The 13039-nt window shown below is 52.7% G+C and carries 11 protein-coding genes; 7 read left to right on the forward strand and 4 right to left on the reverse strand.

Annotation, left to right across the window (positions count from 1 at the left end; translation table 11 throughout):
* Positions 1 to 373: 373 nt before the first annotated feature.
* The 4 genes from PAGR_RS07335 (at position 374) to ompC (ending at position 6780) form a co-directional block, all read left to right on the forward strand.
* A complete protein-coding gene (locus tag PAGR_RS07335; RefSeq protein WP_013026484.1) occupies positions 374 to 1729 on the forward strand; it encodes a TolC family outer membrane protein in 1356 nt (451 codons plus the stop codon).
* 26 nt (positions 1730 to 1755) lie between these two features.
* Positions 1756 to 3903: a type I secretion system permease/ATPase gene (locus PAGR_RS07340; protein WP_014594152.1), complete on the forward strand. Its 2148-nt coding sequence runs from the start codon at positions 1756 to 1758 to the stop codon at positions 3901 to 3903.
* The gene (locus PAGR_RS07345) at positions 3900 to 5066 is read left to right on the forward strand and encodes a beta-barrel domain-containing protein (RefSeq protein ID WP_014594151.1); all 1167 of its coding nucleotides are present in this window, start codon (positions 3900 to 3902) and stop codon (positions 5064 to 5066) included. Before PAGR_RS07340 ends, PAGR_RS07345 begins: the two co-directional genes overlap by 4 nt.
* A 586-nt stretch (positions 5067 to 5652) precedes the next feature.
* On the forward strand, positions 5653 to 6780 hold the full coding sequence (gene ompC / locus PAGR_RS07350; RefSeq protein WP_014594150.1) for a porin OmpC: 1128 nt from the start codon (positions 5653 to 5655) through the stop codon (positions 6778 to 6780).
* 35 nt (positions 6781 to 6815) lie between these two features.
* On the opposite strand, the gene PAGR_RS23965 is transcribed toward ompC, so the two are convergent.
* Both PAGR_RS23965 and PAGR_RS07355 read right to left on the reverse strand, forming a co-directional pair.
* Positions 6816 to 6965, reverse strand: coding sequence for a hypothetical protein (locus PAGR_RS23965; protein ID WP_014605391.1), 150 nt, complete (start codon positions 6963 to 6965; stop codon positions 6816 to 6818).
* 145 nt (positions 6966 to 7110) lie between these two features.
* Positions 7111 to 7224 carry a hypothetical protein gene (locus PAGR_RS07355; RefSeq protein ID WP_013026480.1) on the reverse strand — a complete coding sequence of 38 codons (114 nt, stop codon included), beginning with the start codon at positions 7222 to 7224 and terminating at the stop codon, positions 7111 to 7113.
* A gap of 145 nt (positions 7225 to 7369) precedes the next feature.
* Here PAGR_RS07355 and apbE point away from each other — a divergent pair, with 145 nt between their 5' ends.
* From apbE to PAGR_RS07370, 3 genes are all read left to right on the forward strand, one after another.
* The gene (gene apbE, locus PAGR_RS07360) at positions 7370 to 8410 is read left to right on the forward strand and encodes an FAD:protein FMN transferase ApbE (protein ID WP_014605392.1); all 1041 of its coding nucleotides are present in this window, start codon (positions 7370 to 7372) and stop codon (positions 8408 to 8410) included.
* Between the two features lie 14 nt (positions 8411 to 8424).
* Positions 8425 to 9066, forward strand: coding sequence for a DNA oxidative demethylase AlkB (alkB, locus tag PAGR_RS07365; RefSeq protein ID WP_013026478.1), 642 nt, complete (start codon positions 8425 to 8427; stop codon positions 9064 to 9066).
* 84 nt (positions 9067 to 9150) lie between these two features.
* Entirely contained in the window at positions 9151 to 10803 is a 1653-nt protein-coding gene (locus PAGR_RS07370; RefSeq protein WP_014605393.1) for a multidrug ABC transporter permease/ATP-binding protein, read from the forward strand.
* A 184-nt stretch (positions 10804 to 10987) separates the two neighbouring features.
* On the opposite strand, the gene PAGR_RS07375 is transcribed toward PAGR_RS07370, so the two are convergent.
* Together PAGR_RS07375 and PAGR_RS07380 are read right to left on the reverse strand one after the other, a co-directional pair.
* Entirely contained in the window at positions 10988 to 11191 is a 204-nt protein-coding gene (locus PAGR_RS07375; protein WP_013026476.1) for a hypothetical protein, read from the reverse strand.
* 282 nt (positions 11192 to 11473) lie between these two features.
* Entirely contained in the window at positions 11474 to 12727 is a 1254-nt protein-coding gene (locus PAGR_RS07380) for a mechanosensitive ion channel family protein (RefSeq protein ID WP_014594147.1), read from the reverse strand.
* Positions 12728 to 13039 lie beyond the last annotated feature (312 nt).

The following is a 13039-nucleotide window of genomic DNA, read 5'->3' on the forward strand; positions in this document are numbered from 1 at the left end:
CATTAATCACAATCACGAGACCTTCCAGGACCTGAGAGTGCAGCGTTCCGACTGACGGCCGCTCGTGACTCAATGGTAAGAAATATGACTTTTTAAAATCGATGTCGTTAATTTTATCTTAAGTAGTGGCAGGGAATGGTGTCTGTTTAAAAAATCGCCTTTCAGTAAATATATTTGATAATTGGTGATTTTTAACATGACCACTTTCTCTGTATGTACTATTAATAGTAACTCGCGCTTAGCGGTCTTTACTGAACTCATTAAATAAATTAACAATAAAATGCGTGATGCTTATCGTGCCCTTGCTTTTTTTACATACTGAAATCACCAGGACGTCATCGAATGATCATAAGAAAACCTGTTGGTATGAATAATGAACAAAGCGCGTTTAGCCCTGTTTTTTTACGCCCTGAATGGCCTGGTCCTGCCCGCGGCATTTGCCGCCCCCTTACCGAAAGCGGAGTTCAACTGGCGCGCAGCACCCAGCGAAGAGCAGGTCGCCATTTTGACCCTGCGGGAAGCCATCCTTCGAGCCTTCGCACGCAACCCAAAAATTTCCGAGGCGGCGGCGCAGATTCATATTGGTGAAGGCGATCTGAGTGCCGCGCAAAGCGCCTGGTATCCCCAGATATCGCTTCAGGGGGCCGCGGGGCGCTCACATCAAACCGACTCATCTGGCAGTCTGAATAACAATGGGTCCGGCGGAATCACCCTCAGCCAGCTGTTATATGACTTTGGCCGCACTAACGGTGCCATTGACGAGCAGCATGCCCTGTCAGATGCCTACCGCTTCGGGTTATTTGACGCCATGACGCAGGTGGCTAAAGAGGCCTTACAGTCTTATCTGGAAGTCAAACGTTATCAGGCACTCGCCGCCACGGCACAGACGAATATCGCCTCGCTGGAGCACGTACGTGACATTGCCAAAATGCGTGCAGATGCCGGGCTCAACTCTCAGTCAGATGTGCTGCAGGCCGAAACCCGTATCGCCGCCATGCATGCCACGCGTGAACAGTATCTGGCCCAACTGCGTTCTGCCAACGCGCAGCTTACCGTCCTGACTGGCGTGGTGCCTGCCACACTGCCTGAGCTGCCCCAGGCGCTGTTACAACAGCAAATTACCCTGGACAAAATCGCCTATGAAAACAGCGCATCGGTGCGCAGTGCGCAATACAAACAGGAAGCCGCCCGCGAACGGGTCCGTCAGGCGCAATCGGGTCACTGGCCCAGCATCAAGGTTCAGGCTGGCCGGACGCGTTACGAAAACGATACCCGCTCATACTGGGACGATGAAGTCCAGCTTCAGGTAGAAGCGCCGCTCTATCAGGGCGGTCTCGTCAATGCCAAAACCCAGTCAGCGGAGGGCGATCGGCTGGCCGCCCAGGCTGCGGTACAGCAAGCCAAACTCACGATTAATCAAAACGCCTCCACATCTTACGCCGATATGATCGGTGCTCAGCAGCGTCAGCTGGCGGGAGAGGCGCAGTTAGCCAGCGCTGAACATACGCGCAACGTGTATGCCGATGAGTACCGGCTCAGTAAACGCAGCCTGAACGATCTGCTTAGCGTTGAGCAGGACGTGTTTCAGGCCGACAGCGCGCGAATCACTGCGCTTTATGACGGGTGGGATGCCACTGTCCGTTACGCCGCTGCCGTCGATAACCTGCTCGACATCATGGGTATCGATCGTCAAAAAAACAGTGGTGATCTTCTTCCTTCTTTGCAATAGCCAACCCGTTTTAAAAGGCGCGAACAATGAGTGCACAAAACCCGACGACCGATAACTGGATTGCTGCGATGTTGCGCGTGGCGGCACGCTTCGGTAAGCCTGCAGAGGGCAAAACGCTTCGCCAGCAAATGCGCTGGTTTGAACACCTGCCGGTGGCGCAGCAGCGGGATCGCCTGTGCGGGCTGCTGGGTCTTCATTTAACCATGGTGCCGCAGAACCAATTGCGCTGGCGGCAGGACATCACGCCCGTGGTGCTGGTGATGGAAAATAACAGCATCGCCGTGCTGGAAGAAATCGATGGCGAGGGCGGGGCGCGCTACTGGCTTAGTGAAGGCGGCGATGTCATTCGGGAAGGCGAGCTGGCAAGCCTGCTCTCCAGAGCGCAGGGGGACATTGGCGTGATTGGCGTGGCCGCGCGCGGAAGAGATGCCCGCATTGATGAATTCGTGCAGCCCTATGAACCACACTGGTTCTGGAAAAACTTTCGCGGCATGGGCCGGCGAATCGGCGAAATATCTCTGGCATCGGTAATCAGTAACGTCCTGGCTCTCGCCGGTATTCTTTTCTCAATGCAGGTGTACGACAGGGTTATCCCGGCGCAGTCCGAGGCGACGTTGTGGGTGCTGTTTGTCGGCGTGCTCATTGCCGCCGCCATTGAATATCTGATTCGCCTGATGCGAACGCAGGTTTCTGACCTGATGGGGAAACGCATCGATCTGAAAGTGTCCGCCATGCTGTTTGCCCGGGCGATGAATATTCGCAATGAGTCACGGCCTAAATCCACGGGCTCTTTCATCTCCCAGCTGCGTGAAATCGATCAGGTTCGTGAGTTACTCACCTCAACCACCGTCGGCGCTGCCGCAGACTTACCCTTTGTCATTCTGTTCCTGTTTATCATGTCGTTTATCGGCGGCTGGCTGGTGCTGATTCCGCTGGCTGCTATTCCGCTCATTATTATTCCGGGGATGTTAGTGCAGTTCCCTATGGCGCGTCTGGCAAAAGCCGGGCTGCGCGAAGGCGCGCTGCGGAATGCCGTGCTGGTCGAGACGATAGAAGGCATTGAGGATATCAAAGCGCTGCAGGCCGAGCCTTACTTTCAACGCCAGTGGGAGCAAACCCACGAGGTCAGCGCCTCGATTGGCAATCAGCAACGTCTGTGGGGCGCCAGGCTGACCGGCTGGGCCTCCACCGTGCAGCAACTGACCTACGCGGGCATGCTGGTGTTCGGAGTTTATCTGGTACTGGATTCACAAATCACCACCGGTACGCTGGTGGCCTGCAGCCTGCTCTCTTCGCGCACCATCGCGCCACTCATGCAGCTGACCATGGTGTTTTCTCGTTGGCAGCACGCCAAAACCGCGATGAAAGGGCTGGATGAGCTGCTAAAAAAACCGCTCGATAAACCCGAGTCGGCCACCATGGCGCACTGTCCGACCCTGACCGGCCACTTTGAACTGCGCAACGTGCACTATACCTACGACGAAGAGAACGAAAAAAACGTGCTCAACGTGCAGCAGTTGAACATTAAGCCTGGAGAGAAAATAGCCATTCTGGGGAAGGTGGGCGCGGGCAAATCGACCCTGTTAAAAATACTGGCGGGCCAGGCGCAGGCCAGCCAGGGAAAAGTGCTGGTGGACGGCGTGGATATGGCACATATCGATCCGACCGATTTGCGCCGCCAGCTTGGCTGGCTGTCCCATGATTCGCGGCTGTTTTTTGGCACGCTCAGGCAGAATCTGCTGCTCGGCAATCCCCACGCCAGCGAACAGGAAATGCTGCAGGCGTTACGGATTAGTGGCGCGCTGTCGCTGGTCCAGCAGGATGCGGCCAGTCTGGATCGCGTGATCAATGAAGGGGGGCGAGGGCTGTCAGGTGGACAGCGGCAGATGATCATGCTCAGTCGAATGATCCTGCGCCAGCCGCAGGTGGTGCTGCTGGATGAGCCAACGGCCGCCATGGATGAGCAGCTTGAAGAGCATGTCATCCGTCAAATGCAGGGCTGGATCAGTGGGCGCACGTTGATTCTGGTGACGCATCGCCCCGCGCTGCTGAAGATGGTCGATCGCATTGTCGTGATGGATAACGGGCGCATTATTGCCGACGGTGCGAAAGAGCAGATATTGCGGCGCGCCACTCAGAACGTCCCGGAAGCGACACAGGGAGGTGCGGTATGAGTGTGATCATCGATAAAGACCTTGCCAGACACGAGCGGCGCACCTCCGCGATCATCTGGTTGTGTACGGCGGCGCTGGCCTTTTTCCTGATCTGGGCGCACTTTGCCATTCTTGATGAGGTAACCGTCGGGACCGGTAAGGTTACGCCATCTACGCGCGCCCAGGTCATTGACAGCCTGGACGGTGGCATCGTTAAGCAGCTCAACGTGCACGAGGGCGATATTGTAGAAAAGGGCCAGATACTGGCCACGCTGGATCCAACCCGGTTTCAGTCCAACTTTGGTGAAGTACAGGCCAGAGTTCGTACGCTGCGTGCTTCATCGGAACGGCTCAATGCTGAACTGTCGGGGATTCCACTTAAATTCAGTGCTGAGACGCAAAAAGAGCCGCAGCTGGTGGCGCGTGAGAGACAGCTGTATGAATCGCGTCGGCGTAACCTCACCGAGACCATCAACAACCTGCAACAGTCTTTGCGGCTGGTACAGGATGAGCTGCGGTTAACTGAACCGCTGGTGGCAAAAGGCGCGGCGGGGCAGGTTGAAGTGATTCGCCTGCGCCGGCAGGTCAGCGATCTGCGTGGAAAAATCGACGAGGCGCGTAACGACTATCTGGTCCGCGCTCATGAGGAGCAGGTGAAAAACAATGCTGAACTCGATGCCCAGCTACAGGTAGCCGCAGGCAAAGAGGATCAGCTGACGCGCGCCACGCTCTATTCACCCGTGCGCGGCATTGTTAAAGATATTCAGGTCACCACGGTAGGTGGTGTGCTCGAACCCGGCGGAAAAATGATGGAAATCGTCCCCCTGGAAGATCAGTTACTGATTGAAACCCGTATCAATCCCCGTGATATCGCCTATATCCGGCCCGGACTGGCAGCCGTGGTGAAAGTCACAGCCTATGACTCATCCATTTACGGGGATTTAACCGGCGTGGTGGAAACCGTTTCGCCTGATACCTTGCAGGATGAAGTTAAGCGCGACCAGTATTACTACCGGGTTTATGTGCGTACGCAAAAAGCAGAACTCACCAACAGGGCTGGACGACGCTTTCCTATCGTACCGGGCATGGTGGCGAATGTGGAGATCAAAACGGGGCAGAAATCTGTCATGGACTATTTGCTTAAGCCGTTGAATAAAGTCAAAGAATCGATGCGTGAACGCTAATATAGCCCACGTTTTCTGACGTCACGTATTTTAGTTACGCTGCGTGATAAATTAGCCGCTGAAGTTTACCTGCTGAGGCGGTATATTGCGCGAAATAAACCCATAAATACGGTGAAGAATCCCGCAGCTATCCCGCCTATTCAACTCTCTAAGACAATACAGACAACGTTCAGGCAAAAAAAAGCCGGGCAATAAGCCCGGCGATATATAAGGGTAAAAAAAAATCATTCGGGGTGAATGAAGATAAGAAATAAATGATGATAGCGGGAGTAAGTATATTGGCTGGCGAATAATAAGTTTTACCATTGAGTGCTTAGGATTATTCCCACTAAAATCATTCGGATAGCTATTATTTTCAACGCGGTTGTCATTTTGTGCTTTATTTTTTATCACTCCGTGCGGCTAATAAGTTCCCCTTTATTTACATATAGCAATAAATTTTACAGATCATGAAACACTTTCGGAAATTTAGTAGCATTTTTACGATGGATTATTACCCATTATGAAACAACAATGGTTTGCCGACCGATATTACCATCGGTTTGCAGTGGCAAATATAAAAGGCACATAACAGAGGGTAATAAAAATGAAGCGTCACATTCTCTCCCTGGCGATCCCGGCATTACTGGCAGCAGCGGGCTCGGCAAATGCGGCTGAAATATACAATAAAGACGGCAATAAATTAGACCTGTTCGGCAAGGTTGACGGATTGCACTATTTCTCGGACAACGACGGTGCCAACGGCGACCAGTCTTATGTTCGTTTTGGCTTTAAGGGTGAAACCCAGGTAACAGATCAACTGAGCGGCTACGGCCAGTGGGAATACCAGGCGGCGCTCAACAATTCAGAAGCACAGGGTACGGCAAACAGCTACACCCGTGTTGGTTTTGCAGGACTGAAATTCGGCAATGCGGGTTCATTCGACTACGGTCGTAACTACGGTGTGGCTTACGACATTGGCGCATGGACTGACGTTCTTCCTGAGTTTGGTGGCGATACCTATGGCGCAGACAACTTTATGTTCCAGCGTGGCAACGGTATGGCGACCTACCGCAACAACGGCTTCTTCGGTCTGGTAGACGGCTGGAACTTTGCAGTTCAGTATCAGGGCAAAAACGATAACCCAACGGAAGCAAGCGGCGGGCGTGATGTGCTGGGTGAAAACGGCGACGGCTGGGGTCTGAGCACGACCTACGATCTGGGCTCCGGTTTCGGTATCGGTGCGGCAACCTTCCAGTCGGATCGTACCAACAACCAAAATGGCAATGCGCCGGGCATTCTGGGTCGCGGAGATAAAGCGGAAGCTTATACCGGTGGTCTGAAATACGATGCTAACAACATTTATCTGGCTGCGATGTACACGCGCGCCTATAACGCGATCAGCTTTGGCGACAGCACAAGTGCTAATCAGCCAAACACGGCCTACGGCTATGCTGACAAGGCTGATAACTGGGAATTAGTGGCACAGTACCAGTTTGACTTTGGTCTGCGTCCTTCTCTGGCGTACGTTAACTCGCGCGGCACCGATGTGCAGAACTGGGGCAAACAGAATCTGAAGAAATATGTCGACGTGGGTGCGACTTACTACTTCAACAAAAACATGTCGACCTATGTTGATTATAAAATCAACTTACTCGATGACAACGACTTTACCAAGGCCGCCGGCATTAATACCGATGACGTGGTGGGCGTAGGACTGGTGTACCAGTTCTAAATGTCACAGGGAGCGCCCGTGCGCTCCCTGATTTATTAATCTGCCGGGTGTTCCGGCTCGTTATCATCCTGTGGCACGATCACGTTGCCATATCTGGCCCCCTCGAATGCCACACCTGAAAGTGTAAACGCAGCAAAACTCAGCCAGTTTTGCATCGCAGTCATCACGGTTTCCGACTTATCCATCCCACACCTCTCAGCAACACAGTTAAGGTTTCTGGTGCAGGAATCGTGCCAGCCCAACCGCTCTCATAGACACGGAAAAACAGGTGATTTTGCTACAATGGCGCGCGAATTAGGGGGCTGATGACCTTAAATGGTGCAGGGGCGATCAACGACGGCGCAGGTAAGTGGTTGGCATGTTGCGATTACGGCGTTGCTGCCATGTTTTATAGCTTCCTAATACGAACAGGCCCAGCACAGCGGCAAGGATTACATAAATCATCTGTGACTCCTTATTCTGACGCTCTCAGGAGCGAGCGGAACGTAGCAGTGTGATCGACCTAATAAGTTTTATCAACCATGTTTAAGTTACTTTACTTAGTGTTTGTGCTTTGAAATATGCACAGATGACCTGTTACGGATAAATAATGATGCGTTTTAAGATAAATCTCCTGTTTGTAGCTTTAATGTCATTGTTAATGGGATGTGACGACACGTCATCCAAAGCCCATGACGCCATGGTGCTGGAAGGCAAAACGATGGGAACGGTGTGGCGAGTCAGCCTGGCAGGCGTGGAGGCTGGACGCAAAGCGGCACTACAACAGCGCATCCAGCAACAACTGGATGCCGATGATGCGGAACTCTCGACGTGGAAACCGACGTCAGTGCTGTCACGTTTTAATCAGAGCCGTGCAACAACGCCTCAGCCGGTGAGTGAAAACATGGCTGATATCGTGACGATTGCGCTGCGTATCGGCAAAAAAACCTCGGGCGCCATGGATATCACGGTCGGGCCGCTGGTGAATTTATGGGGATTTGGCCCCGATAAGCAGCCCAACCATATTCCGGATGACAGCCAGATCGCCGCGGCCAAAGCCCTGACCGGCTTACAACATTTACGTGTCATACAGGGAGGCGAAGGCCAGTGGTTACAGAAGGATCTGCCAGGCTTGTATGTTGATCTCTCCACGGTGGGAGAAGGTTTTGCGACCGATCACCTTGCGCGACTGATGGAACAGGAGGGGATTAACAATTATCTGGTCTCGGTGGGGGGGGCTGTGCTATCCCGCGGGATGAATGCGCAGAACCAGCCATGGCGGGTGGCGATTCAGAAACCGACCGATCGCGAAAATGCCGTGCAGGCGCGGGTAGACCTACAGGGACACGGCATCAGCACATCTGGCAGCTATCGAAACTATTATGAGCTAGACGGCAAACGTCTTTCACACATTATCGATCCCGCGACTGGCCGCCCAATTGACCATAAGCTGGTGTCAGCGACCGTGATTGCCACTACGGCGCTGGAAGCGGATGGCTGGGACACCGGCCTCATGGTGTTAGGTACTGAAAAAGCCAAAGCGCTGGCGATTAAAGAGAAACTGGCGGTGTATTTAATCACCCGGGAAGGCGATCGCTTCGTCAGCTGGATGTCGCCCCAGTTCTCTGCTTTTATTATTCCATCTGACTGACTGAGAGAACCGCTATGCTGGATCTGTTTAGTGATGCCTCACCCTGGCAAGAACCCCTGGCTGATGGCGCGGTGATTTTACGCCGTCGCGCACGCGATGAAGCGGAAGATCTGTATCAGGCCATGATGGCAATAGCAGAATGTAATCCGTTTGAGCACCGCATCACGCCGGGCGGACATCGCATGTCCGTTGCGATGACCAACTGTGGGGACTTCGGCTGGTCGACAGATGCGCGCGGCTACCGATACAGTGAACAGGACAGCAGCAGTCAACGTCCGTGGCCGGCAATGCCGGATGCGTTTCGCCGGCTAGCGCAGCAGTCGGCTGAAGAGGCCGGCTTCCCGGGCTTCAATCCGGATGCCTGCCTGGTTAACCGCTACGAACCCGGCGCTAAGCTGACGCTGCATCAGGACAAGGATGAAAAAGACTTACGCCAGCCCATCGTTTCAGTGTCACTGGGCCTGGCGGCGGTTTTTCAGTTTGGTGGCTTTGAGCGGGGCGACCATGCACAGCGGGTTTTGCTGGAACATGGCGATGTGGTGGTGTGGGGCGGGCCTTCGCGACTGCGCTATCACGGCATCCTGCCGCTCAAGGCGGGCATCCATCCGCTCACCGGCGCCTTTCGCTATAACCTGACATTCAGGCGGGCTTTTTAACCCCCGCGCAAAGTGCGAATAACTATTGCTATCATTTGCCATCACATTACACTGCAGGCTGATTTTCATGTCTGGTAAGGTTTTATGGCGTTGTTGAATGTGGTTTTCTGCCAGTATCGCTGGCCGTTTATTGGCGTAATTTTGCTCACCCTGCTGAGTGCCGCATTGGGTATTGGCATGATTGCTTTTATCAATAGCGAAATGATCGTCGCCGTGAATACTTCCCTGACTGTTCTGCCCGCGTTTCTGTTCCAGGTCGTGATGCTGATGGGCGTAACGCTGGCCTCACAGCTGGCGCTGACCTGGCTGGGCCATCAGTTTGTCTGGCGCATGCGTGGCGAATTTATCAAGCGTATCCTGGACACGCGCGTGGAGCGCATCGAACAGATTGGTAGCGCACAACTGCTGGCGGGATTAACCAGCGATGTCCGGGCAATCACCCTCGCTTTTGTCCGATTGCCTGAGTTAATTCAGGGCATCATTATCACACTCGGTTCAGCGCTGTATCTTGCCTGGCTGTCACCCAGAATGCTGCTGGTCACCAGCGGCTGGCTGGTCGTGACCATCGTCGGCGGCTGGATGCTGGTGTCGCGGGTTTATCAGCATATGGCGAAGCTACGCGATGTCGAAGACAATCTCTACCGCGATTACCAGACGGTGATCGAGGGGCGTAAAGAGCTACAGCTTAACCGTGAGCGCGCCAGACTCATCTATGAAACGGTTTATCAGCAGGACGCCAACACCTACCGGCACCATATTGTGCGTGCCGATACCTTTCATCTCAGTGCCGTTAACTGGTCAAACATCATGATGCTGGGCGCTATCGGGATGGTGTTTTACATGGCTAACAGTCTGGGATGGGCCAACACAGCCGTCGCGGCCACCTTTTCCCTGACGTTGCTTTTTTTGCGCACGCCGCTGCTGTCCGCGGTCGGCGCTCTGCCTACGCTACTGAGCGCTCAGGTCGCCTTTCGTAAGCTCAATACCTTTGATCTCGCGCCCTATGAACCTGACTTTCCCGCCTTTAACGGCGAAACCGACTGGCAGACGCTTGAATTGCGAGATGTGACCTTTCACTACGGCGATAACGGTTTCCAGGTCGGACCGGTTAACTTGCGGCTCCAGCGCGGCGAGCTGGTGTTTTTAATCGGCGGTAACGGGAGCGGCAAATCGACGCTGGCCATGCTGCTCACCGGACTGTATCGCCCTCAGTCCGGCAGCCTGTTAATCGATGGCAAACCGGTTGATATGGGCGACCTCGATCGCTGGCGCAAACACTTTTCCGCCGTCTTTACCGATGTCCATCTGTTTGACCGCCTGATTGACAGCAAAGGCGATCCGGCGTCACCCGCCCGGATTCAGCAGTGGCTGGAAAAGCTTAAAATGCAGGACAAGCTAAAGATTGAAGGGAATAAGATCCTGAATCTGCAGTTGTCAAAAGGGCAAAGTAAAAGGCTGGCGTTGCTGCTGGCCGTGGCTGAACAGCGCGATGTCCTGCTGCTGGATGAGTGGGCAGCCGATCAGGATCCCCATTTCCGCCGGGTTTTCTATCGTGAACTACTGCCGGCGTTACAGGCCGCCGGTAAAACGGTATTCGCCATCAGCCACGACGACCACTACTTTATTCATGCCGATCGTCTGCTGGAAATGCGCGAGGGTAATCTATACGAATTAACCGGCCATGCTCGCGACCACGCCAGCCTGGATGCCATCAGGCTGACTGATACCGGATTATGATGTCTGATGAACGCGATTGACGAGGCTGCCCGATGCCTGACTACCACACTCAGAAGAGGGGCAGAGGGTTGATGCATAAAGGATAAAGCCGCTCAGGGTGAGCGGCTTAGAAAAGGTCTGGTTGGCGCTTGAAATCACACGTTGCTTTGCTGTAACGCGGTGTGAGGTTGGTAGCTTGTTATAATCAATCGTTTGGCGGGATGGAGAAGTTTTTCAGTGAAACGACAAAATGTTGTTGGCCTTTGCTGATGCGCGCACCGCGATCGCACCACTGACTTGCCAGACGAAAGAAATCGTCACAACCGATGTCGTATGCCAGCTCCACCTTATTGATACCTGAGTGCAGTAAATTTTCTGCATCCTTCAGGTTTTTAGCTTGGATGATCATATCTGTACCCTCGATTTCAGGAGGAAACAGAATAAGCTTTTTTTATGACAAAAATGTTTCAGTTTGATGAACCGCTGTCTTATTTGTTATTTTTGTGAAGCATTAGACATTAAGGGTTTATCACTAACTCATTAATTAATATCAATAATGGTGATTTTTTAGCAGTTTATCGGGAAAGTCTGATATTGCAACCATCAGCAGCGGGCTGTTCAGCACAGCCCGGCAAACAGAAATCGTTTAGTCCTGTTGATGTCTGTCAGGCAGCAGGCCAATCAGAGGTTTTCAGGTCTGGGCTTCATGCTCACTCTCAGGGCGAAGACGTTCCTGAGCCAGAAAACTCAGGTCGCTGCCTGCAGGACGCTGGTAAATGCGCAGCGAAAAGACGTTAGCGATGGCATATACGTATTCGAAGATGGCCGATTGGGTATGTTCATAATCGACCCAAAGCACTGACGACGTAAAGCAGTAGATCTCAATGGGCAACCCCTCAGAAGACGGCTTCATTGACCTCACCACGATATACATCTCTTTATGGATATCATCTCGCTGAGCCAGCCAGGCGGTGAGATAGTGACGAAAGATCATCAAATTCGTCATGCCATTTTCAACGAACCAGCGATCGCCGACGGCACTCAGTTCGCGACCATCCATAAGTTTGGACAGTTGTTCATTAATGCCGCGAATCTGCGTCATGGGCTCCAGCATGGCGTGATTTACAAAGCTTATGGACGTTTGATCAATGTAGAAACTGCGCATGATCCGGCGTGCACCGGATGAGAACATGGCCTGCCAGTTGGTATAGGTTTCGGTCAGAAAGGTTTTGGTGGGAACGCGGGACAGAGTATTGTCCCAGTTGCGAATAGTAATGGTGTGAAGGGCGATATCCACTACTTCTCCACTAATATTATTGACCGGAAGCTCAATCCAGTCGCCTAGCTGCAACACATCATTCGAAGAGAGCTGTATATTCGCCACCAGCGACAGTAAGGTGTGCTGAAATATCAACATCAGTACCGCTGCCACCGCACCCAGACTGGAGATAATAATGACTGGCGACTTATTCGACATGATAGCCAGGATCATAATCGCCGAAATGATATGCACCAGAATTTTGCCGACCTGAATATAGCCTTTAATGGAATGGTTTTTACGTTTCGACTTTTTTACGTAGGAGATATTAATAATCTCCAGTACTTCATTAAAGAACAGCGACAGGTAGACCATAAACAAAATGCCGCAGATGGTCTTAATGGCAATCAGCAGATGCTCGGGTAAGTCCGGCATAAACTGCAGCAGGAAGTAGACGGTGATCACCGGAATAAAATTAGACAGCTTTTCAGACAGCCTGACGTCTTTGTCCAGCGGCACCTGATTTTTATGGCTGCTGAAGAACACCTTACGTACGACTTTGACAACCAAAAACTTACAAATCAGATGCGCAACCAGGCCCGCGACAATCAACACAACGATGTTAATAGCAATGGAAAGAGCAGGTTTGTTCTCGATAAAGTGTTGTATGTCGTTCAAATAATTCATGTTAATCGTATGCCTGGAAATTTGTCTGTATTCAATCACAAACCTGATAATGGCGATAAGCGTAGCGTGCGTTTGAACGTCGTGCGAGGGGTAAGTTAATTGAATTGATTTATCATGCCATAGTGCCACTTTACGCCTGTGGCATCGCCAGCCTGTCTGACGCGTGAACAGGGGCGGCAGAGCGGGGCAGTCAACGAAAGTCTGGCTCGTTCAGGCCATGACTGTACTGCCTGTGCTGAGGTTCACGTACTCGTCCTGCGAGCGCTGGCGCGTTCACCAGGGCAGTGCATGGGTAACCGGCTTTGTACTGTG

The sequence above is a fragment of the Pantoea ananatis PA13 genome (genome assembly GCF_000233595.1).
Lineage (GTDB): Bacteria > Pseudomonadota > Gammaproteobacteria > Enterobacterales > Enterobacteriaceae > Pantoea > Pantoea ananatis.

Coding starts and splice junctions, on each gene's coding strand:
- PAGR_RS07335 (WP_013026484.1), top strand. CDS start 374: ATGAACAAAGCGCGTTTAGCCCTGTTTTTTTACGCCCTGAATGGCCTG.
- PAGR_RS07340 (WP_014594152.1), top strand. CDS start 1,756: ATGAGTGCACAAAACCCGACGACCGATAACTGGATTGCTGCGATGTTG.
- PAGR_RS07345 (WP_014594151.1), top strand. CDS start 3,900: ATGAGTGTGATCATCGATAAAGACCTTGCCAGACACGAGCGGCGCACC.
- ompC (WP_014594150.1), top strand. CDS start 5,653: ATGAAGCGTCACATTCTCTCCCTGGCGATCCCGGCATTACTGGCAGCA.
- PAGR_RS23965 (WP_014605391.1), bottom strand. CDS start 6,965: ATGGATAAGTCGGAAACCGTGATGACTGCGATGCAAAACTGGCTGAGT.
- PAGR_RS07355 (WP_013026480.1), bottom strand. CDS start 7,224: ATGATTTATGTAATCCTTGCCGCTGTGCTGGGCCTGTTCGTATTAGGA.
- apbE (WP_014605392.1), top strand. CDS start 7,370: ATGATGCGTTTTAAGATAAATCTCCTGTTTGTAGCTTTAATGTCATTG.
- alkB (WP_013026478.1), top strand. CDS start 8,425: ATGCTGGATCTGTTTAGTGATGCCTCACCCTGGCAAGAACCCCTGGCT.
- PAGR_RS07370 (WP_014605393.1), top strand. CDS start 9,151: ATGGCGTTGTTGAATGTGGTTTTCTGCCAGTATCGCTGGCCGTTTATT.
- PAGR_RS07375 (WP_013026476.1), bottom strand. CDS start 11,191: ATGATCATCCAAGCTAAAAACCTGAAGGATGCAGAAAATTTACTGCAC.
- PAGR_RS07380 (WP_014594147.1), bottom strand. CDS start 12,727: ATGAATTATTTGAACGACATACAACACTTTATCGAGAACAAACCTGCT.